This is a genomic window from Klebsiella planticola, from assembly GCF_000783935.2.
Classification (GTDB): domain Bacteria; phylum Pseudomonadota; class Gammaproteobacteria; order Enterobacterales; family Enterobacteriaceae; genus Klebsiella; species Klebsiella planticola.
In genome coordinates this window covers 4,401,706-4,423,693 of record NZ_CP026047.1, presented here as the reverse complement: position 1 = coordinate 4,423,693, position 21,988 = coordinate 4,401,706, and the positions used below count along the sequence as shown (strand labels likewise).

Genomic DNA, 21,988 nt, shown 5'->3' with positions numbered 1-21,988 from the left:
GAACGGCAAACAGACGCCAGGCCAGCAGGCGCCAGCGCTGCCAACGGGTCAGTTCCATACCAGTACCTCCGCCGGTGTCGGATTCCAGCCGTTGCAGGGGTTATTCAGCTGCGGGCAGTTGGAGATCAGGACGATAACGTTGCGCTCCGCGCGCAGCTCGACGTACTTCCCGGCGCCAGAGATCCCGTCTTCAAAGGTCAGGCCGCCGGCTTCGGTCACCGGGACGTTCATAAAAAAGTTGATATTGGCGCCAATATCGCGCTTATGCAGCCGACCGTCATGCAGACAGGCGCAGAGAAAATTGTCCCGACAGCTGTGCATGTAGCGTTTATCCAGCGCATAGCGCACGGTGTTGCTCTCCTGCGCGCAGGCCCCGCCGAGGGTATCGTGGCGTCCACAGGTATCGGCCACGATGGTCAACAGCGGATTTCCGAGGTTGGAGTACAGCACGCTGCCGGTCGTCAGGTAGGCATTGCCCTGGCGGCGCAGCGTACGCTGCGGATCGTAACGTTCGCGCGGGTTGTCAGCACAATAAAACAGGGTGTCGACAGCCTGATTGCCTTCAAGATCGAGCAGGCGCAGGGTCTGCCCCGTTTTGATTTCGAACAGCCAGGGTTCGCCCGCAGGAATCACGTGGCGATAGACGGCATCGGCGGGGTTACGGGTACTGGTCACAAGGCTCATCTCGGGCTCCTCAAAGGGCAAACAGGTGGGTGTTGGTGAAGGCGCGCTGGTTTTCATCGCGGGTAAACAGCGATTCGACCGCCGCCTGCTCATCGTCGGCCTGATACCAGCTCAGCTGGACCGGACGGGGGGCATAGTCGCCCGACGGGTTCATCGGATGCGGCAGCGCGGTCAGGACCATCAGTACGTCCATCGGCGCAAACAGTTCGACGTAGTTACCCGGGGTGGAATGGCCCGCACAAAACTGAAAGCGCCCTGCGCTGTCGACGGTGACTTTGCTGAAGAAGTTGACCACCATCAGCAGATCCTCGAGGCCAAGATCCCATTTTCCCATTTCGACCAGCAGATTATCGGCGCCATTGCGATGGAAGGTGTTGCGCAGCTCCTGGTAGCGGCCCGCGCCATATTTTTCTTCCGTCTCTTGCGCATTGAGCACACCGCCGAACGGATCGTGCCAGCCGCAGCTATCGGCGATGATGCCAGCCAGCACCCGCCCCATATCGGAATAGAAACAGTGTCCGGCCGTCAGCCGCGCGGTGTGCTGTCCCTTGAGGGTATCCGGCAGGTTCAGGCGCTCGCTTTTCTCGTGCGGGTTGAGCATCATCATGCTGATGTTTGCACCGCCGTCGATATCGGTCAGACGCAGGATCTGCCCACGGCGTAAAATGAACGAGGTATGGCCCCCGCCCGGCAAAAATTCTTCGCGCAGAGCTGGTGAGGTATGAAAAAGCGCTGTCATCGGGCTATCTCCTTAAGGCATAGACATTGTTATCGGTGCCGGTGCCGAGCATCTGCGACATCCGGGTCTCATTAAGCGGAATATCGTAGGTAATGCGCGCGCCATAGGCATTGGGGGCCTGCGGGTCGTGGCGTACCTTATCGAAGACCAGCAGACGGGTGCCGAGGTTGAATCCTTCGGCCAAATCGTGGGTGACCATAAAGACCGTCATTCGCGTTTCGCTCCATAGCTGAAGCAGCAGGGCGTGCATATCTTTGCGGATACCGGGGTCGAGCGCGCCGAAAGGCTCGTCGAGCAGCAGAACCCGCGGCTGCATCACAAAGGCCTGGGCGATCGCCAGCCGCTGCTGCATCCCGCCGGACAGTTGTGCCGGATAGCGGTCAAGGGCGTGGGCGAGCCCCACTTTGTCCAGCATCTGCGCCGCCTGTTCGCGGGCAGCGCGCTTGCGGGCACCGAACAGACGGCCAAAGCACGGCGAAGACGGCAGCTCCAGACCGACGGTCACGTTATCCAGCACGCTCAGGTGCGGGAAGACCGAATAACGTTGGAATACCACGCCGCGGCTGCGGTCCGGCTCGGGAGCCAGCGGCTGACCGTCGAGCGTAATCGTGCCCCGGGTCGGTTTCTCCTGCCCCAGCAGCAGGCGCAAGAAGGTGGATTTCCCGCAGCCGGAGGCCCCGACCATGGAACAAAACTCCCCTTCTTTGACCGCTAAGTTAATGCGCTCCAGCACCACATGGTCGCCGTACTCCTGCCAGATATTGTTGATGCGGATAAAACTCATGTCCGGCCTCCTTCGGCCCACGGGAAGCAGACTTTATGCAGCTGACGCAGCCCCAGATCCATCAGCCAGGCCAGCAGGGTTATCCAGATGACATAGGGGATTATCACATCCATCGCCATGTAGCGCCGGACGAGGAAAATGCGGTAGCCCAGCCCGGCGGTGGCGGAAATAGCCTCCGCCGAAATCAGAAACAGCCACGCCGATCCCAGCAGCAAACGCAGCGAGGTAAGCAGGCGGGACAGCAGCTGAGGCAGGACCACCCGCAGGACCACCGTCCAGCTGTTGGCGCCGAGGGTTTGCGCTTTGATAAACAGTTCCGCCGGGATTTCCCGCGCCCGCTGTTCAAGGTCGCGCGCCAGCATCGGCGTGATGCCAATCACGATCAGCATCACCTTAGAGAGTTCATCGAGACCGAAGACGATAAACAGCACCGGCAGGATCGCCAGCGGCGGCACCATCGAGACCACGGTCATCAACGGCGACAGCGCCGCGCGATAAACCGGAAATACGCCGGCCACGATCCCGATGCTCAGGCCAATCAGCGCGGACACCGCCAGCCCGATGAGCAGGCGCGTCAGGCTGATCAGCGTATCGCCCCACAGCAGGTATTCGCCGCTGCGTTTGTCCGGCGTAAACGCCATCCGTTCGATGGCCGCCGCCATCTGCGACAGGCCGGGCAACAGCTTGTCCTGGGGATTCGCTTCAAGGCGAATAGCGGAGCCGATAAACCAGGCGGCGATCAGCAACACAAAGGGCAGCAGTAATAGCATCAGCCGCATGCCCTGCTGGGGATGGCGGTTAATTTGGCGCATGGCGTTCACTCCCGTCATCAATGATTACAGCTGGCCGGCGGCGGCCATTTTCAGGAAGCTATCGTCAAAGCGCAGTCGGGTATTTGCGTTATCACCCACTGTGACGTTGCCGGGGAAGCGCATGCCAATGAAGTCGGCGCTTTGCGCGCCTTCACCTAACAGCCCTTTATCAAACGAAAACTGCGCCACGCGCTGCATGGTTTTTGCCAGCTCCGGGCTGGAGATGAACGTCAGCGTCTCGGCGGCGGTCCAGAACAGGTGGGTCGTTTTCAGCTGCGCCTGGTAGCCCGCAAGGTCGGTGCCGGAATCTGCCGCCATGGCGCTCAGCGCCTGGGCGTCTCCGGCCTGCATTTTGGCCATCATTTCAAACCATGCGCCGGTCAGGGCTTTCCCCAGCGCGGGGTTATCTTTCAGGGTTTGCGTGTTGACCACCATCATGTCGATAAGCTCGCCGGGAACCTGCGCTGAGCTAAAGACTTCGCTGGTCTGCGGGGTCTTTTTAATCGCCGACAGCTGCGGGTTCCATGCTACGGCGGCGCGGACGCTGCTGGTGCCAAAAGCGGAAACGATATCGGCATCGGAGGTATTCACCACTTTGACATCTTTCTCCTGCAGACCGGCCTTCTCCAGGCCACGGACCAGCAGATAGTGCGAAACCGACAGCTCAGGGAGATAGACCGACATGCCTTTCAGATCGGCCAACGTTTTAGCGCTGCCTTTGAGCACCACGCCGTCGTTGCCGTCGGAATAGCTGCCGGTAATCAGCGCAGTGGTATCGACCCCGCCCGCGGCGGGGATCGTCAGCGCGTCCATGTTGGTCATGGTGCAGCCATCAAACTGACCCGCGGTGTACTGATTAATCGACTCGATATAGTCGTTGAGCTGGACGATATTGATTTTGATGCCGTATTTCGCGGCCCATTTATCAATGATTTTTTCGTTGCTGATGGCGCCCCAGGGCATCCAGCCGGCATAGATCGTCCAGCAGACGTTGAACTCTTTTTTTACGGCGGCAAAGGAAGGGAAACTGGCCAGTAGCGCCAGCGACAGCATGAGTGAGCGGATGACACGGGATATCTTCATTATGAACCTCTGGTTGGCACAAAAACAGGAGCAGCGCGACACCTGACGGTGCTGCTGTCTCCCGGGCTTTTGTCCCGCCGTGTAACCTCGCAGAGGTCGCCAGCTCTCGGACCAGACATTCACCTGCGTGAACCGGAACCCTAGCCAGCTATTGGATCATCTTGATTGTCTGTTGCGCTGCCTTCTGGTTTATTGTTTGCAAAGGGCATGCCAGAAAATTGTTCTTTTTAATTCAGTAAGATAGATGGTGGTCACGGGGCGTCACACCACAATGGGGAGTGGTTTTGGGGCAATGCATAAATTTGGTGCAGACAACCTGCCCGCACGTAATAAAGCGCACTCGGCGCGAAAACAGACGCCGGGCACATTCTGCGAGCACCGCCGGGTTATATAAACGGAGGATCTTAACCGCGATAATCTTATTTATCGTCGTCGCGACGATAGCCAGTAAATGACCAGAATTCACCTGCTTAGCTTTTTTTGCAACCGCTTATTTTATCGCCAGAGGCCTCGCTACAGTGTCCTATACTGATTAGCAAACGGCAACGTACGTAAGCGGCTTTACGTATTTTGGCTTTAATCCACATTTATTTCATGGATTTCTTTATCGCTTGTTGTTAAAAGGATATAACTATTAATTCCGTAGATTCTTTCAAGTATCACTTATTGGTTGCAGTGTATATCGTAATGGCATTCACAAAAGCAAACGGAGCCTGATATGAGCACGTCTAACGATTCATCTAACAACGCATCCGCCGGGAAGTGCCCTTTTCACGCAGGGAAGCCCGTCCAAAGTGCCGGTGGCGGCACCGCCAACCGCGACTGGTGGCCTAATCAACTTCGCGTGGATCTGCTGAACCAGCATTCCAACCGCTCAAATCCCCTCGGCGAAGACTTTAACTACCGCGAAGAGTTCAAAAAACTCGACTATGCCGCGCTGAAGGCAGACCTGAGAGCGCTGCTGACCGATTCACAAGAGTGGTGGCCGGCAGACTGGGGCAGCTACATCGGGCTGTTTATTCGTATGGCCTGGCACGGTGCAGGCACCTATCGTACCGTTGACGGTCGCGGTGGCGCAGGCCGTGGACAGCAGCGCTTTGCGCCGCTGAACTCCTGGCCGGATAACGTCAGCCTCGATAAAGCCCGTCGCCTGCTGTGGCCGATAAAACAAAAATACGGCCAGAAAATCTCCTGGGCTGACCTCTATATGCTGGCCGGTAACGTCGCGCTGGAAAACGCCGGCTTCCGCACCTTCGGCTTCGGCGCCGGTCGTGAAGATGTCTGGGAACCGGATCTGGACGTTGACTGGGGCCATGAAAAAGCCTGGCTCGAACATCGTCACCCGGAAAGCCTGGCGCAACAGCCGCTGGGTGCCACCGAAATGGGTCTGATCTACGTTAACCCGGAAGGCCCGAACGCCAGCGGCGACCCGCTCTCCGCTGCCGCTGCCATTCGTGCAACCTTCGGCAACATGGCCATGAACGATGAAGAGATCGTCGCGCTGATCGCCGGCGGCCATACCCTCGGTAAAACGCACGGCGCAGCGGTAACCACTCACGTCGGCGCAGAACCTGAAGCCGCACCGATTGAAGCGCAGGGCCTCGGCTGGGCGAACAGCTACGGCAGCGGAGCCGGTCCCGATGCGATCACCTCAGGTCTGGAAGTGGTCTGGACACAGACCCCGACCCAGTGGAGCAACTACTTCTTCGAGAACCTGTTCAAATACGAATGGGTCCAGACCCGCAGCCCGGCTGGCGCCATTCAGTTTGAAGCCAAAGACGCCCCGGACCTGATCCCCGATCCGTTCGATCCGGAGAAAAAACGCAAGCCGACCATGCTGGTAACCGACCTGACGCTGCGCTTCGACCCGGAATTCGGCAAGATTTCCCGTCGCTTCCTCAACGATCCGCAGGCCTTTAATGAAGCCTTTGCCCGCGCCTGGTTCAAACTGATCCACCGCGATATGGGGCCAAAATCACGCTACCTCGGGCCGGAAGTGCCGAAAGAAGACCTGATCTGGCAAGATCCGTTACCGGCCGCCATCCACAACCCAACGCCGGCGGATATTGCGACCCTGAAGACCGCTATCGCCGATGCCGGGCTGTCGGTCAGCGAACTGGTGTCGGTGGCCTGGGCTTCTGCCTCCACCTTCCGCGGCGGAGACAAACGCGGTGGAGCTAACGGCGCGCGTCTGGCGCTGGAGCCGCAGAAATCGTGGCCGGTGAACGCCGTGGCTGCAAAAGTGCTGCCGACGCTGCAGGCCATTCAGAAAGCCTCGGGTAAAGCATCGCTGGCCGATATCATCGTGCTGGCGGGCGTCGTGGGTGTCGAACAGGCCGCTGCGGCTGCCGGTGTGCAGGTCAGCGTACCGTTCGCGCCGGGCCGGGTGGATGCCCGTCAGGATCAGACGGATATTGAGTCTTTCGATCTGCTGGAACCGCTGGCGGATGGTTTCCGTAACTATCGCCGGATCGAAGGTGGCGTCTCGACAGAAACGCTGCTGCTGGATAAAGCTCAGCAGCTGACGCTGACCGCGCCGGAAATGACCGTGCTGGTGGGCGGCCTGCGGGTGCTGGGCGCCAACTATGATGGCAGCCAGCACGGGGTCTTCACCGACCACGTCGGCGTCCTGAGCAATGACTTCTTCGTCAACTTACTCAGCATGGCCACCGTCTGGAACGCCACCGACGAGCAGGGCGAACTGTTCGAAGGCCGCGATCGTCAGAGCGGTGAGAGCAAGTACACCGCCACCCGCGCCGACCTGGTCTTCGGTTCGAACTCAGTACTGCGGGCGCTGGCGGAAGTGTACGCCTGCCAGGATGCTCAGGAGAAACTGGTTAAAGACTTTGTCGCGGCCTGGACCAAGGTGATGAACCTCGACCGTTACGATCTGTAATCTCCCTCCCCGGCGGGCGCTATGTCCGCCGGGGCTTTTCCCCTTCCCCTCTCATGTTTGTCGCAGCTGTAATAACCGGCTGTAGGTACGCTGAATATCTTCCTGTTCGACATCCGCCACCAGTTCGCCCAGTCCGCAGGCGGCCACTACGATCAGCTGACACTGCTTTTCATACAGCACATCCACCAGATTAATAAAGCGCTGCTGGGCCGCCGGGCCTGCCTGACGCAAAGGCGGAACCGCATCCAGCAGCCAGCGCTCATGCTGTTCACAGAGCGCCAGATAATCCATTACCGACGTTGCCGCCATGCACAGCTGGCTAAAGGTGAAATGCAACAAATGCGTCGGCGCGGAGGCGGCGTGTAGCGTACGATAGCCCACCTGCAGCGGCTGCGCAGTGGCGCAGGGATCCGGCAGTTCAAGTCGCTGACGGGTTTGGGCAGAGGGTTGCACCAGAAACCTCCCGCGGCAGAATGGATTTTCCGCCGGCGCATGGCGCGCCCGGTAATCCTCTTCACCATTGAGCGCCGCTACCGTCATGTGCTGTTTTATCAGCGCAATCGACGGCACAAAACGGTCGTGATACAGCGGGTTAGCCAGTAATTGATCCGGGGGGTAGTTGGAGGTAGCCAACAGAATGATACCGCGTTGAAACAGCAGCGTAAGCAGCGCTTTCACCAACATGGCGTCGCCCGGATCGTGGAGATGAAACTCATCAAAACACAATAGCCGGCAGCCGTCGGTCATCTGTACCAGCACCTCGGGCAGGGTTGGCGTTGGCTGCGCGTTCAGCCGCTGATGCAGTTCGCGAAAGAAATAGTGGAAATGCACCCGGCGCTTTTCCGCCAGCGGCAGGCTGGCAAAGAAATGATCGATAATAAAACTTTTGCCGCGCCCGGTACGCCCCCAGACGTACAGCCCTTTACCACGCGTGGCCTTGCCTGCGGCCAGCCCGTGCCCCAGCGCGTCCAGTTGAGTAATCAGCGTCTGCTGGTCCGCATCGAGGGTCAACGCCAGCGCCTCGGCCCGCTGTGCCATAAACGAGGCAAAACTAAATTCGGTCATTCCTTGCGTCATTTTCGCTCTTCGTGGTGTCACCGGCGCAGCTGCCCCGGAAAAAAGATGAGGAATTCTCACCAATTACACCTTCACTGAACGACAATAACAAGCTTATCTGCAGCACAAAGGCTGTATTCCTCCCCCGGACCTGAAAAAAAACCATTGTTCTCTTCCGGGGTATACCAACACATTATAACCAGCAAAAACAGATGGATAGTGTGGTTGATTCCGTACCAGGTTGACGGTGCCGACGTACAAAAAACATCGTTATATATTGACATATACAGCGATGTTTTTTATCTTTTTGTCATACAAATAAAAACCGTACCCTTCAGACAGAGACGAGATTTTCCCCGCCTCATTCCACTTTCATCCGTCTGAACTAAAAATTAATGCGCTCATATAAACTCGTTTTATTAACCGGGATGATTCCCTGTTCTCCCATTCTGCCGGCGATGCCTGTATATGCAGCAGAAACCATGGTTGTCACCGCAGAACCGCATACCCAATCCCTTGATGATGTCACGCCTGCTGCGGAACAGCAGGCTACGGCAGGCAACCTCGGCAAGCAGAAGTTGATTAACGTTCCGTGGTCCGTGCAGACGCTCTCCGACTCTCTGACCCGCCAGGTACAGGCCAGCAGCGTCAAAGATGTCTACCGCTATCTGCCCTCCGTCCAGGGCGACGGCGTTCGTCCGCAAACCCGCGGTATGCAGGGCAGCGTGGTGCAGAACAGCATGATTGATGGCCTGAACGTGGTGTCGACCACCGAGTATCCCGCTGAACAGTTTCAACGTATTGAGGTACTGAACGGTATGGCCGGCGCGCTATATGGCCCGGCAAACCCGGCGGGCATGTTTAACCTGGTCTCGAAACGGCCTACCGATGTGCCGCTACGCAGGGTGACCGTTGGCGGCGGGACGGCGTCAGGCGCGAATGCCGCACTGGACCTCAGCGGCCCGCTTGACGCGGCCGACAGAGTAAAATATCGCCTCAATCTGTTGGATCAGGACGGCAGCAGCTATACCCACGGTAGCCGTCAGCGCAACCAGTATGCCGGTCTGGCGCTCGACTTCCAGTTGACCGACCAGACGGTGCTGGAGAGCAACTTCAGCTACTACCACTTCTATCAAAAAGGGCTGCCCGGCTCGTTCGCTCTGGCAAAAGGGACCCATTTCCCGTCGCCGCTGGATCCCACTAAAAGCCAATATGGTCAGTACTACGCCGGCAACGACGACACCACCACCACCGGCAGCCTGCATATTAAGCATGATTTTGACGGTAACTGGCTGCTGGACGTCGGCGTGCTGCGCCAGATAGCCGACCGTGAATCGACCACCGTCACCAATACGCTGACCGATAATCAAGGTCATTACGCCACCACGACCGCCAACTCCGCCGCCAGCCGATTTACCATCAACAGCTACCTGGTTAACCTCACCGGCAGCGTTGATAGCGGCTGGTTACAGCATGACCTGGCGGTTGGCATGCGCGGTTTCGTGTGGAAAAACAACAACCCACGCGATGGCGGTACGCAAACGCTGGGCAGTTCTTCGCTGGAGGAGAGCCCGGATTACGCCCGCCCCGCCTATCCGGATTTTACCGACCGTTACCATTCCGCCACCACCACGCAGCACGTCTTTCTGCTGAGCGATACGCTGACCTTTAATCCCCGGTGGAGCCTGCTGCTCTCCGGTAGCGAAAATCTGTTTACCGTAGACAACTACAGCAAAACCGGCAGTCGTAGCAGCAATCATGACGATCGGGGGGCCAGCGGTTCCGCCAGCCTGATGTACAAGCCGGTGGAGAATGTGACGCTCTATACGACCTGGGCCAATAGTATGCAGCAGGGAGATACCGCGCCTGCCGGAGCCAATAACGCCGGCGAGGTCCTTGACCCCTACCGCAGCCATCAGGTGGAGGTCGGCGCGAAATACGCCCCGCATAAGGATCTGCTGCTTACCGCGGCGTTGTTCCAGGCTGAACGCCCGTTCGCCTATACCAATGCCAGCGGTGATTTTGCCCAGGACGGAACGCAGAAAAACCGCGGGCTGGAGCTGATGGCCGATGGTCACGTCACCCCGAACCTGCGCCTGTTCGGCGGCGGCAGCTGGCTCGACCCGCGTTTGCACAACACTTCGAGCGCCGATGCTGATGATAAGCAGGTAGTCGGTCTGCCGCGCTTCACCGCCAGTATGCTGGCGATTTACAGCATCGATCCGCTCCCTGGGCTTGATGTTAACGGCACGCTTCGCTACGTCGGTCGTCGCCCGACCGATAACGCCAACGATAGCTGGGTGGGCAGCTATACCACGGTGGATATCGGCAGCAACTACCGCACCCGGCTGTTTGGTACCGATACCACATTTAGGTTAGCAGTGACTAACGTCACTAACCGCCGCTACTGGAGCAACGTCGTTCCTGGCGCGCTGACCGGTTACACCGGCGCCGGGTACGCCAGTGCGCAGCTGGGGGCACCGCGCGAAGCGACTGCCTCGGTGCAGTTTGATTTCTGAGGACGATGATGAACAAGATTGCCGCTGGCTTACTTACGCTTTGCCTCGCCATTCCGGCGCTGGCCGACCGCCAGGTCACCGATGACGCCGGACATCGCGTCACCCTACCGGACACGGTGACGCGGGTGGCTGAAGGATGGTTCGCCCACCACTCGCTGCTGATGACCCTCGGGGCCGGCGGCGATATCGTGGCGACGGTCAACCGCCCGGACAGCCGCCCGTGGATGTTCCGCCTCGATCCGCGGCTGAATCACGCGCTGATCGGCCGCGGCCCGCACTTTACCAGCGAAGCGCTGCTGGCGCGCGGCGCTCAGGTGGTCTTTGTCGCTCAGGGAGACGGCGATGCCGATGCCTATCGCCAGGCCGGTCTGCCGGTGATGGAGATGCGTTTTAGCGACTATCCGTCGCTGGCCCGCGCGGTGGAAACCACCGCAGAGGTTATCGCTACGCCGCAGGCGCGGGCCCGCGCCCAGGCGTATAACCAGTACCTGCAACAGGTCATTGCGCGCGCCGGCCAGCGAAACGCCGCGCTCACCGACGCGGAACGCCCGCGGGTGCTGCATATCCAATCGCTGAAGCCGCTGAAGGTTGACGGCAGCCATACGCTGATCGATACCTGGATCCAGCTGGCGGGAGGACGTAACGCGGCGCAGGGCATCAGCGGCAATATGCAGGAGATCTCTGTGGAGAAAGTGCTGGCCTGGCAGCCGGACGTCATTATCCTCGGTGCGGGGTGCGGTGACCTGCAGCACTCGGCTTATGGTGAACTGTTCTCAGCGCTGCGGGCGGTTAAACAAGGCCGGGTGCTACAAAACCCGGCGGGCGTTTTTCCGTGGGATCGCTACGGCAGCGAAAGCGCGCTGCAGATTCAATGGGCGGCAAAACAGCTTCAGCCGCAGCGCTTTGCCGATGTCGATATGATCGCCGTCACCCGCGACTTTTATCAGCGCTTTTTTGCTTATTCGCTGAGTGAACCGGAGGCCAGGCGGATTTTGCAGGCGCTCCCCCCGCAGGAAAAATAGCGACCGGAGCCAGTCACAATGGCCCCGCTATACGCCGGGGCCATTTTATACGTTCTTACTTCATGATTGCCGTCCCCAGCGCCACGCTAAGTGTCCCCCTTAGCAGCTTCGCCAGCCCCTCCTTTCACCCACTCATGAAGAGCGTGCCTGGTTGTTTACTTCAAATCCGTCGGCGGCCTGGCGCAGAAAGCAGTGAGTTCCTCATGTCTATGACTTAAGCACGATATTTTTACCTGTAGAACCCCGACAGGAAGAGGAATTAAAAATTTAAAACCATTAACAATCCAATAACATTAGCAGGCAAACATTTCATCTGAGGAAAATAATAATATGTCTACCACCCAGGTTCTGAGGGATGCGCCCTTTGCCCCCGCAGAACAACCCCACGCCAGCTTAACCCGCCGCATCGATGCCCTGCCTGCCTCTGTCGGCCTGTGGTCGTTTATTACTTTGCTGGCGCTGGGCGGCTTCTTTGAGCTCTACGATCTTTTTCAAACCGGTTATATCAGTACCGGACTGCTGGCAGAACATATTTTCCATACCGACCAACAAGGCATTTTTGGCATCTCCGATCAGGCCTCATTTGCCTCGGCCACCTTCTTCGGATTGTTTATCGGCGCCAGTCTGCTGGCGCCGCTGGCGGACAAGCTGGGCCGCCGATTGACCTTTATGTTTGCGCTGGCCTGGTATGGCGCATTTTCACTGCTGATGGCTTTCCAGAACAGCGCCGAAGGGGTCATCTTGTGCCGCTTTCTGGTCGGTATTGGGCTGGGAATTGAACTGGTGACCATCGACACCTATCTGAGCGAATGGGTCCCGACCCATCTGCGCAACAAAGCGTTCGCCTTTGCCTTTTTTATCCAGTTTCTCTCGGTTCCCGCCGTGGCGCTGATGTCATGGATGCTGGTCCCGACGACGCTGTTCGGCCTGACCGGCTGGCGCTGGGTGATTATCTTTGGCGCGCTCTGTTCGCTGATCATTTGGGTGATCCGCAAAAAACTGCCGGAATCGGCCCGCTGGCTGGAGGTGAAAGGTCGCCATGCGGATGCGCACGCGGTGATGTGCGAGATGGAGCGGCGCTGTGGCGTCACGCCTTCGCCGCAGCATGTCCCGGACACCCGGGAAGCGCAGCGTAAAAGCGGCAGCTTTAAAGAGATCTGGGCGCCGGAATACCGCAGACGGACCATCATGCTGATGGTGATGAACTTCTTCCAGGCGATCGGTTTTTTCGGCTTCGGCAACTGGCTGCCGGCGCTGCTCTCCGGCCAGGGCGCAAGCATTACCCACAGTCTGCTGTACGCCTTTTTTATCACTCTCGCCTACCCGCTGGGCTGCTTGTTCTGCACCCGCTTTGTCCACCGGTTTGAGAATAAGTGGCAGATCGTGCTCTCCGCGCTGATGACGGTGGTGTTCGGCACCCTGTTTGCGCTGCAGAATAACCCGGTGATGCTGGTTGTCTGCGGGTTTATGATTACCTGGTCCAACGCCTGGTTGACCATCAGCTATCATGCCTACCAGGCGGAAATCTTCCCGACCCGGATTCGCGCCAGAGCCGTGGGCTTTTGCTACTCCTTCAGCCGCCTGTCAACGGCGCTCACCAGCATTCTGATCGGTCTGATTTTACAATACGCCGGCACCCCGGGGGTAATTAGCTTTATCGTGGCCAGCATGCTGATGGTGATGCTCTCGGTGGGTATTTACGGCCCGAAAACCCGCGGTATCGAGCTGGAAAATATCTGACTGTCCTCTGCGCCGCCGGGTTATTTTCGGCGGCGCCGTCCGACATGGCGGTCAATCGTCATCGCTCAGCGCAGTAAGGCGTTTTCTGCAAAAAGAATACGCTATTGAGACCCAGTAACGCCTTCCCATCCCCCGACCCGGTTAATTAAAAATCACCTGCGCATCGGCAAAACATTTTTCCGCCAGCGACGAGACCGGCTGCTGGTTGCGCATGATCAGCGCCAGCATTGACTCCACTTCGGTTTCGGCGATGGGAATAATCTCCAGATTGTCGCTTAACGCCTCCAGACCATTGTTAAGCGGCATAATGGCGCAGCAAATTCCTGCCTGCACCGCCTGGATAATCTGGAAGGTCGAATCGCTCTCAAAAACATATTTCGGCGTTAACCCTTTGCTCTTAAAACTCATCTCAATGGATTCACGGTAATGCATTCCTTTGGTGAGAAAACCAAGCGGTAATGCGGCCAGCGTTTCCCAGTCCGGCGTACCTTCGGCAAACTGAAAATGGCGTTTATCATGCAGCAACCCCATTCGCGTTGCCGGCAGCCGCTTAACGTTGAAAAGCTGGCTATCGACGTGGTGAAGGTAGCAGATGCCCAGATCGAGCTGATTACGGCTGACGCCATCGATAATCTGCTCCGAGGTGAGAGAAAGCAGGCTAAACTGCAGCTCCGGGTACTTCCCGGCCAGCGGTTTAATCAGCTGCATCGGGTTAAGGCTTGCCAGCGGCACCATCCCTACCCGCAGTTGCCCCACCATCTGGCCGCGACAAATCGCCGCTTCCGCCTCCAGCCCGTCATGAGCCGCCAGCAGCGCCCGAGCCCAGGCCAGAATGCGTTCGCCTTCGGCGGTAAACCCCTCAAACCGCTGCCCGCGCTGAATCAGAACAAGATTGAGCTCCTCTTCCAGATTGCGGATGCGCATCGAAAGCGTCGGCTGAGTGATATGGCACAGCGCCGCGGCCTGGCCAAAATGACGCGTTTGATCGAGTGCGATCAGGTATTTGAGCTGTTTAATATCCATGGTTAATCCAGTGTGTTGCCATTCGCTATAGGCGAACGCCGGCGCGATGCAGACACCCCTCGCCCGGTCAAAAAATATGTTAGTTAAATGTTACGTTCAGCATCGGACAAATACAAGCCGGTGCGGCGCTTGCGGAAATGACGATCGCCGGACTACACTCGCACAGAACCCCTTCGGGAGGAGCACATGGCGCCCCGCATCCATCACGTCCAGCAGCATCACTTGCCTCTTCCCGGCCTCGAGGCCATGTCGTTGCTGACCGAACAGCACTTCTCACGCCATGCCCACGAGCAGTTTGGCCTCGGTATTTTTACGCGCGGCGCCCAGCGCTCGTGGAGCCATCTTGGCCAGGTTGACGCCTCGGCCGGGCAGATCATTATGGTCAACCCGGGAGAAATGCACGATGGCGTACCGCTGAACGGTCCCCGCAGCTGGCAGATGCTCTACCTCGATCCGCAGCTCGTCGCCGATGAATTTCAGGGCGAGGTCAAAAGTGAGGATATTCTGCTGCGCCCGGTGGTCGATGACCCGCCGCTGCGCCTGCTTATGCAGCGACTGTTCGCTGAAATCACCGCCCGCACGAGCGATGAGACGGCGCTTGAAGAGGTGCTGCTGCTCTGTCTGCTGCGGGCAACCGGCTGCCATCGTCTCGTGCGGACGGCGCCAGTACGTTATTCCCCAACCATCGCGCTGGCCAAAGAGTATCTTGACGATGCGCCGGAGGAAAAAACCTCCCTCGACATGCTCGCGGTGCTGTGCGGCATGAGTCGTTTTCAGCTGATCCGCGGCTTTGCCCGCGAAACCGGCATTACTCCGCATGCCTATCTGGTGCAGTCCCGGGTACGGCTGGCGCGTCGGCTGTTAAGCGCCGGGCATTCCCCCGCTGACGCCGCGCAGATGGCTGGCTTCGCCGATCAAAGCCATCTGACGCGCGCCTTTCAAAAACAGTTCGGCACCACCCCGGGCAGCTATCACTCCGTCCGCTAACCTCCCCTGCAATTTTATTCAAGACGCGCCCGCGGTGTGGCGAAATACTCAGTGCGACCGATTTCTCTCACAGGAACACCGCCATGTCGTTCATCAGCCCTGAATTTCTACTGACCTCTTTGCTGGTTGTGCTCGCCCCCGGCACCGGGACGCTCTACACCATCGCCACCGGCCTTAGTGCCGGAAGAAGCAGGAGCTTCGCGGCCGCTTTCGGTTGTACCCTTGGTATCATTCCGCATCTGCTTGCTGCCGTCACCGGCCTGGCGGCGCTGCTCCACCGCACCCCGGAACTCTTCGGCGCGATCAAATATCTCGGTGTGGCCTGGCTGCTGTACATGGCATGGACCACGTTCGCTCAACGGGGCGCGCTAACGCCAGAGCGCCGCGATGAGGCCGGTTCACCGCTGAAAATCATCACCCATGCCGTGCTGATTAACCTTCTCAACCCGAAACTGCCGCTCTTTTTTTTCGCCTTTCTGCCGCAGTTTATCCGCAGCGATGTCGCCTCCCCGGCGCAAGCGATGCTGACGCTGAGCGGGATTTTTATGCTGATGACGCTTCTGGTCTTTATGTTGTACGGCGCCTGCGCGGCCGCGATGCGCGGCTATGTGCTGACCCGTCCCAGGGTGTTGCAGGGGCTGCGGATCGCTTTTGCCGCCGGTTTCGTCGGCCTTGGCATCAAGCTGGTACTGACGCCAGAATAGCGAAAGTTCGCTGCCGGCGCTGAGGCCGGCAGCGGGCGCGGGCAGATTAGCGCAGGCCGGAGACCGGCAGAATCTCTTTCGAGCGCAGGGTCAGGCGAATCGGCACGGATTTATAAGAAGGCGTGCCGCTCTCTTCGTCAATATAGTCCAGCGGAACCAGGACATTGGCTTCCGGATAATAGGCGCCAACGGTGCCTGGCGCGATGTTGTAGGCCACCAGCGTAATATCCTGCAGACGCAGGTTGCTGTCCGGCAGCGCGGTGGTGATATCCACCCGATCACCGTGCTCGAATCCCTGACTGGCCATATCCTGCTCGTTCATAAACAGCACGTCGCGACGGCCAAAAATACCGCGGTAGCGGTCATCCATGGCATAGATGGTGGTGTTGTATTGATCGTGACTGCGCAGGGTGACCAGCCGCAGCACCTCCTCGCCCGCAACATGAACGTTCTCATGTACGCCGTGGAACACCGAGAACATGGCTTTACCGGTTGGCGTTGGCCAGATGCGCTCCGTCGGCGGCAACGGCATGCGAAAACCGCCCGGGTGACGAATACGCGCGTTGTAGTTATCAAAACCGGGAACGGTGCGTTCGATCAGATCGCGGATACGGTCGTAATCCGCCACCAGTGAGAGCCAGTCGACTTTAGTGTTGGCCAGGGTCGCCATCGCCATTCCGGCGACAATCGCCGGTTCTGAACGCAGCAGCGGCGAGGCCGGCTTCAGTTTCCCTGACGAGGCGTGCACCATCGACATGGAATCTTCCACGGTGATCGACTGCCGCCCGCTCTCCTGCAGATCCAGTTCGGTGCGGCCCAGACACGGCAGAATAAACGTCTCTTTCGCCACCAGCAGATGCGAGCGGTTGAGTTTCGTCCCGACGTGCACGCTGAGATCCAGCCCGCGCATCGCCGGGAACGCGCGCTCAGGGTCGGGCATCGCGACCGCAAAGTTACCACCAAGACACAGCAGAGCCTTCGATTTGCCCTCGATCATCGCCTGCAGCGCTTTTACCGCATCATGGCCATGTTTCTGCGGCGGCGCGAAACCAAACACCTCCTGCAGCTTCGCCAGGAAGGCAGCGCCCGGCTTCTCGGTAATCCCGACGGTGCGGTTGCCCTGGACGTTGGAGTGACCGCGCAGCGGACAGATCCCGGCGCCGGGTTTGCCGATATTCCCGCGCATCAGCAGCAGGTCGGCGATCAGCCGCACATTTGACGTCCCCTTATTATGCTGGGTGATCCCCATACCATAGGTCACGATCGTGGCATTCGATTTGGCGTAAGCCTCGGCAACTCGCTGCAGGTCAGCGCGGGTAAGACCGGATTCGCGTTCGATATCTTGCCAGGAGGTCTTCTGCAAATCGTCGGCAAACGCCGGGAAGTTCTGCGTATGCTCGGTAATAAATGGGCGATCGAGAACGTCACCCTGCTCTTCTTCCATCTGAAGCAGCGCTTTGGCAATGCCTTTCAGCGCCGCCGCATCGCCGCCGGCCTTCACCTGAAAATAGGTGGAGGCGATATTCGTCGAGCGCAAGGTCGCCATCTCGATAACATTCTGCGGGTCGGCAAAACGCTCCAGCGCCCGCTCTTTCAAAGGGTTAAACACGATAATCGGTACGCCACGACGAGCCAGTTCGTGCAGCGTCCCCATCATACGCGGGTGGTTGGTTCCCGGATTATGGCCGATGGAAATCACCAGCTCGGTTTTGTCAAAATCATCCAGCGACACCGTTCCCTTCCCGATGCCGATCGACTGCGGCAGCCCGACGCTGGTCGATTCATGGCACATATTGGAACAGTCCGGGAAATTGTTGGTGCCCAGTTCACGGGCAAACAGCTGGAACAGCCACGCCGCTTCGTTGGAGGCGCGCCCGGAAGTATAGAACTCGACCTCGTCCGGCTGCATGCCGCTGACCACTTCGCCGATACGCGCAAAAGCGCTTTCCCAACTGGTCGGGCGCAGCGTGTCGCTGGCGCGATCGTAGACCAGCGGATGGGTTAACCGACCGTAGCCTTCGAGCTCAAAGTCGCTTTTGGCCAGCAGCGAGGTGACCGTGTTCGCCGCCAGAAATTTCGGCGTAACGCGTTTGCTGGTTGCTTCCCAGGTCACCGCTTTGGCGCCATTTTCGCAAAACTGGAAAGTGGATTTGTGCTCTTTATCCGGCCAGGCGCAGCCGGGGCAATCAAAGCCGTCAGGCTGATTGGTGCGCAGCAGAGTGACGGGCGCTTCCAGGGCATCCATTTGTGTCCGCACGGCGATGGCCGTTGCTTTCAATGCGCCCCAGCCGCCGGCAGGGCCATCATAAGGATGCACGCCAGGTACTGAGCGTCTTTTCATATTCATATCTACTCCAGAATGCGCCGTCGATAAGCGAGAACGACATGCCAAATCACCTTATCCGGGCGATCCGCAACGTGAAAAAGTTCGTCCGCCGGAGAAAGCCGCGGCGGACGTTTTTTGTTAACGAAAGCATAACAATCAGGATCGGAACTGTATAATCAATGTTATCTATCACGCGTTAGATTTAACTTATTTAACAGTTACGCAGAGAGAATCATCAGGTCAGATTGTAGTAGCGGTCAGGCTGCAGCGTTTCCGGCAGCGGGTGCTGTCCGGTCATATCCAGCAGGTTGCGTTCGATGGTGTTGCACATGGCGTTGAGGGGCAAATCATTCGCCGCGGTACCAAACGGATCTTCCAGCTCTTCCGCCAAAGAATCCCACGAGAGAAAGGTGTACGAGATAAAGACCGACACAAACGGCGTCATGTAGTGCAGATCGCCGACCAGCGCAAAAGGCAGCAAGGTGCAGAACAGATAGACCGTGCGCTGCAGAATCAAGGTGTATGCAAACGGTACCGGCGTGCTGGCCAGGCGTTCACATCCGCCCAACACGTGGGCCAGCTCGTCGAGCTTATTGTCCATCAGCCCATAGGTAATATCGCTCACCTTCCCCGCTTCGCGCAGCTGGCCCAGTTCATGGCCGACCAACAGCAGGATACGGTTGGTCGGCATCGAGCTGCCGAGGATCTCCGCGACGGTATCGGGGGGCAGCAGCCGGTTAAGGTCATCCCCGGGATGGGTTTTACGTAACTGATGTTTCAGACTCCAGCTAAAAGCAATCAGGTAGCTGGCGATTTTTTGATGCGTTTGGTGCTCCGTCGGAAGAATATTTTTCAGCTGACGCATCAAGGTGCGCTCGGCAATCAGTACCGTCCCCCAGAGATTACGGGCCTCGACAAAGCGGTTGTAGCTGGCGCTGTTGCGAAAACCGAGGAAAATCGCGATGGCTATCCCCAGTAAACTAAAGGGCGCCACGGTGAGATGGATACCCAGCTGCTCATACCATTGATAGCTGATGATGGCGACAATCGACATCAGGACGTTAAGCAGCAGGCGAAAAATGATTTTTGACAGCACGGAGCCGTGCCAGTCAAACAGACGAAGGAACCAGTGTTGTTCTGGCCGGATGATCATGGTATTACTTCCTGAACGCCCATTTTGGTTATATACCCGTCATATTTCAAACTGCATCTGCGGTGGCTGCATTCGATCATCCCAGTCACTTACCTGGGCTGCTCTCACCTGCCGCTTTCCTGCAACTCGAACTATTCAGGATATAGAGAATATCTATTAACCGAGTGGATTATTTTATTGGACATACGCGCGACAATGCGGTTGCTATTGACCATTAATTAGCGATGAAATAATGGCCGCGGAATTATGTTCCCTTTTTATTTATCAGGCAATATGCCAGCCGGGCGCGGCGATGAAATAAGATGAAATAAAGTGCGGGGAAATTGCTTTCCCCGAATTTCAGCAGGGTTATTCTGTTACTGCCGTGACTGATTGCCGCTGCGGGAGGATAACGACGCCATCAGCGTGGCCGACGGTACAAAGAACAGGCTACCGGTCACCGGGCGGCTGTAGTCGAGCAGACGGTCGTAATTGCCAGCCGGGCGGCCGACAAACATGTTTTCCAGCATCTGTTCAATCGGCGCTGGCGAACGGGCGTAGCCGATAAAATAGGTACCAAACTCCCCCATCCCGGGCTTACCGAACGGCATATTGTCACGCAGGATTTTCACCTCCTCGCCGTTCTCCTCAAGCGTGGTTAACGAGCTGTGCGAACAGGAGGGTTTCACGTCGGCGTCCAGTTCAATGTTGCTCATTTTTTTGCGGCCGATAATGCGCTCCTGCTGCTCGACGGTCAGGGCGTTCCAGCCGGCCATATCATGCAAATACTTCTGAACAATCACATAGCTGCCGCCAGAAAAATCGGCATCTTCATCGCCGATGAGGGTGAAATCCGCCGCCGCCCGCCCCTGCGGGTTCTCGCTGCCGTCGACGAAGCCAATCATCGCGCGTCGGTCGAAATAGCGAAAGCCGTGGACTTCATCCACTACCGTCACCGCGCTGCCCAGTTTTTCCATCAGCTGCGCGGCCAGCTCGAAGCTTAGCCCCATATCGTCTGAACGGATGTGCAGTAGCAGATCGCCCGGCGTTGAGACGGCCACGCGTTCGCCGCTGCCGACGCTGCGAAACGGATGCAGCTGCTTCGGCACCGGCTGACCAAACAGCTGAGGCCAGATATCGGCGCCGAAACCGCAGATGCAGGACAACCCGGCCTGGGGCATGCGGGTACCGACCGAGCGTACCACGGCGGCAAAATCATCGCACCAGTCGCGAACCCGCGCGAGACTTTCCGCCGAGCGCGCAACCGTGGCGACGATAAAAATCGCCGTGCGCGGCAGCGGTAAGGTTATAGCCTGAGGTTCATTAATCTGCATGGAGTCCCACCCTATTTGCGAAAATGAAAACGCGCGGCGGATTTAACGCTGCGCCGTTGCTGCATATAACCTATAAATAATGAGGGAATGTCAAGAAATAGAAAAAATTAATCGATATGGCGTCGATAAACAGGCTGGAAATATAAGCGGAGTGGGTATTTTCGCGCTGAATAATGGCCGGGACGGTTTCCGACCAGCGTCGCCGTGGGTTAATTGGCCGCCATCCGCCGCATCGCGCAATGATAGGCGCCGTTGCGCACCGAAGCGCGCAGCACTCTCGCCACGCCGTGGACCGCCAGACGGGCGGTATGCCGTTGTAGAGGGCTCAGCGACAGAGACAGCATCGCTTGCGCCCAGGGCGGCAGCAGATCAATCCCGGCGCGCATCATCAGATGCCCGACGGGCCGGCTCAACCGACCCGGTAAACGGGTCGTCAGCAGCACGGTCGCCACCTCCCGCGTGCGGTCATCGCAGCGCAGACGCGGGCGCATATCGTGTAAATACTCCGCAATCTGCTGCGGGGTTACGGGGATATCCCGCGCCCCCAGACGACGGGCGATCTCCCCCGCCTCGTGGAAATATTGTTCCTGACGGGCCTGAGTCACTACCGTGCGCTTATAGCGCAGATGTGAAGCCATAAAGCTGCTGCATTCGGCCACGTGAACCCAGGTGAGCAGCTCCGGATCGCTGGCCGCATAAGGCGTGCCGTCCTTATCCTGCCCGCTGACCCGTAAGTGAATCCCCTGCACTTTGGCAATCAGGCGCTCGGCGTCGACGGTGGTGCCAAAGGTGGTGGCGGAAATAAACTGGCTGGTGCGCCGCAGGCGGCCAAAGATATCTTCACGGAAGTTGGAGTGGTCCCAGACGCCAGCCAGTGCCAGCGGATGCAGCATCTGCAAGAGCAGCGCGCTCACGCCGCCGCAGAGCATCGAGGTGAAATCGCCATGCACCTGCCAGATGGCTGACTGCGGGCCAAACAGTCCCGGCTCCCCTTTCGGATGTTCAAAGTCGATCTCTTTCAGCGCCATGCCGGTTAAGCCCAGTACCTGAGCTTCTATCATTCCACGTATGCGGGTCATTGCTGTGCCTGATTCTGTCCGTGACAGCAAAACATACCATTATTCGGCGCCGGACTCATGGGCCAGAG

17 protein-coding genes and 1 riboswitch are annotated in these 21,988 nt (G+C 58.3%); of the genes, 6 read left to right on the top strand and 11 right to left on the bottom strand.

Going from position 1 to position 21,988, the window contains the following annotated elements:
- Nucleotides 1-48 precede the first annotated feature (48 nt).
- From MC50_RS21210 to MC50_RS21190, 5 genes are read right to left on the bottom strand one after another with little or no spacing between them, the layout of a single operon-like run.
- The gene (locus MC50_RS21210; RefSeq protein ID WP_032687758.1) at nt 49-684 is read right to left on the bottom strand and encodes an urea amidolyase associated protein UAAP2; all 636 of its coding nucleotides are present in this window, start codon (nt 682-684) and stop codon (nt 49-51) included.
- 10 nt (nt 685-694) lie between these two features.
- Entirely contained in the window at nt 695-1,423 is a 729-nt protein-coding gene (locus tag MC50_RS21205; RefSeq protein WP_047664883.1) for an urea amidolyase associated protein UAAP1, read from the bottom strand.
- A 4-nt stretch (nt 1,424-1,427) separates the two neighbouring features.
- Nucleotides 1,428-2,207 (bottom strand): ABC transporter ATP-binding protein, encoded by a 780-nt coding sequence (locus tag MC50_RS21200; protein ID WP_032687760.1) that lies wholly within the window; start codon nt 2,205-2,207, stop codon nt 1,428-1,430.
- Nucleotides 2,204-3,019: an ABC transporter permease gene (locus MC50_RS21195; protein WP_032696221.1), complete on the bottom strand. Its 816-nt coding sequence runs from the start codon at nt 3,017-3,019 to the stop codon at nt 2,204-2,206. Before MC50_RS21195 ends, MC50_RS21200 begins: the two co-directional genes overlap by 4 nt.
- A 24-nt stretch (nt 3,020-3,043) precedes the next feature.
- Entirely contained in the window at nt 3,044-4,102 is a 1,059-nt protein-coding gene (locus MC50_RS21190; protein WP_047664882.1) for a putative urea ABC transporter substrate-binding protein, read from the bottom strand.
- Nucleotides 4,103-4,158: 56 nt separating this feature from the next.
- Nucleotides 4,159-4,257: riboswitch (guanidine-I (ykkC/yxkD leader) on the bottom strand.
- 563 nt (nt 4,258-4,820) lie between these two features.
- On the opposite strand from MC50_RS21190, the gene katG reads away from it, so the two are divergent.
- Nucleotides 4,821-6,998, top strand: coding sequence for a catalase/peroxidase HPI (gene katG / locus MC50_RS21185; protein WP_032699872.1), 2,178 nt, complete (start codon nt 4,821-4,823; stop codon nt 6,996-6,998).
- Nucleotides 6,999-7,049: 51 nt separating this feature from the next.
- Here the strand turns inward: katG and zapE are convergent, their stop codons facing one another.
- On the bottom strand, nt 7,050-8,075 hold the full coding sequence (gene zapE, locus MC50_RS21180) for a cell division protein ZapE (RefSeq protein WP_102047549.1): 1,026 nt from the start codon (nt 8,073-8,075) through the stop codon (nt 7,050-7,052).
- A gap of 374 nt (nt 8,076-8,449) precedes the next feature.
- Here zapE and MC50_RS21175 point away from each other — a divergent pair, with 374 nt between their 5' ends.
- The 3 genes from MC50_RS21175 to MC50_RS21165 all read left to right on the top strand — a co-directional run bounded on the left by MC50_RS21175 (nt 8,450) and on the right by MC50_RS21165 (nt 13,335).
- The gene (locus MC50_RS21175) at nt 8,450-10,573 is read left to right on the top strand and encodes a TonB-dependent receptor (protein WP_047664881.1); all 2,124 of its coding nucleotides are present in this window, start codon (nt 8,450-8,452) and stop codon (nt 10,571-10,573) included.
- Between the two features lie 8 nt (nt 10,574-10,581).
- The gene (locus MC50_RS21170; protein ID WP_047664880.1) at nt 10,582-11,595 is read left to right on the top strand and encodes an ABC transporter substrate-binding protein; all 1,014 of its coding nucleotides are present in this window, start codon (nt 10,582-10,584) and stop codon (nt 11,593-11,595) included.
- Between the two features lie 330 nt (nt 11,596-11,925).
- Entirely contained in the window at nt 11,926-13,335 is a 1,410-nt protein-coding gene (locus MC50_RS21165; protein ID WP_099973206.1) for an MFS transporter, read from the top strand.
- Between the two features lie 141 nt (nt 13,336-13,476).
- Here the strand turns inward: MC50_RS21165 and MC50_RS21160 are convergent, their stop codons facing one another.
- A complete protein-coding gene (locus tag MC50_RS21160) occupies nt 13,477-14,358 on the bottom strand; it encodes a LysR family transcriptional regulator (protein WP_032687767.1) in 882 nt (293 codons plus the stop codon).
- A gap of 186 nt (nt 14,359-14,544) precedes the next feature.
- Between MC50_RS21160 and MC50_RS21155 the strand changes: the two genes are divergently transcribed.
- Both MC50_RS21155 and MC50_RS21150 read left to right on the top strand, forming a co-directional pair.
- On the top strand, nt 14,545-15,345 hold the full coding sequence (locus MC50_RS21155) for a helix-turn-helix transcriptional regulator (protein WP_102990889.1): 801 nt from the start codon (nt 14,545-14,547) through the stop codon (nt 15,343-15,345).
- Between the two features lie 83 nt (nt 15,346-15,428).
- Nucleotides 15,429-16,049: a LysE family translocator gene (locus MC50_RS21150; protein WP_080724336.1), complete on the top strand. Its 621-nt coding sequence runs from the start codon at nt 15,429-15,431 to the stop codon at nt 16,047-16,049.
- A gap of 46 nt (nt 16,050-16,095) precedes the next feature.
- Here the strand turns inward: MC50_RS21150 and MC50_RS21145 are convergent, their stop codons facing one another.
- From MC50_RS21145 to MC50_RS21125, 4 genes are all read right to left on the bottom strand, one after another.
- Entirely contained in the window at nt 16,096-18,396 is a 2,301-nt protein-coding gene (locus tag MC50_RS21145; RefSeq protein ID WP_032696229.1) for an FdhF/YdeP family oxidoreductase, read from the bottom strand.
- A 214-nt stretch (nt 18,397-18,610) separates the two neighbouring features.
- The gene (locus tag MC50_RS21140; protein WP_032699878.1) at nt 18,611-19,528 is read right to left on the bottom strand and encodes a bestrophin family protein; all 918 of its coding nucleotides are present in this window, start codon (nt 19,526-19,528) and stop codon (nt 18,611-18,613) included.
- Nucleotides 19,529-19,884: 356 nt separating this feature from the next.
- Nucleotides 19,885-20,841, bottom strand: a complete 957-nt coding sequence (locus MC50_RS21130; RefSeq protein WP_047664879.1) for a Dyp-type peroxidase — start codon at nt 20,839-20,841, stop codon at nt 19,885-19,887.
- Nucleotides 20,842-21,050: 209 nt separating this feature from the next.
- On the bottom strand, nt 21,051-21,920 hold the full coding sequence (locus tag MC50_RS21125; RefSeq protein ID WP_032696230.1) for an oxygenase MpaB family protein: 870 nt from the start codon (nt 21,918-21,920) through the stop codon (nt 21,051-21,053).
- Between the last annotated feature and the right edge of the window lie 68 nt (nt 21,921-21,988).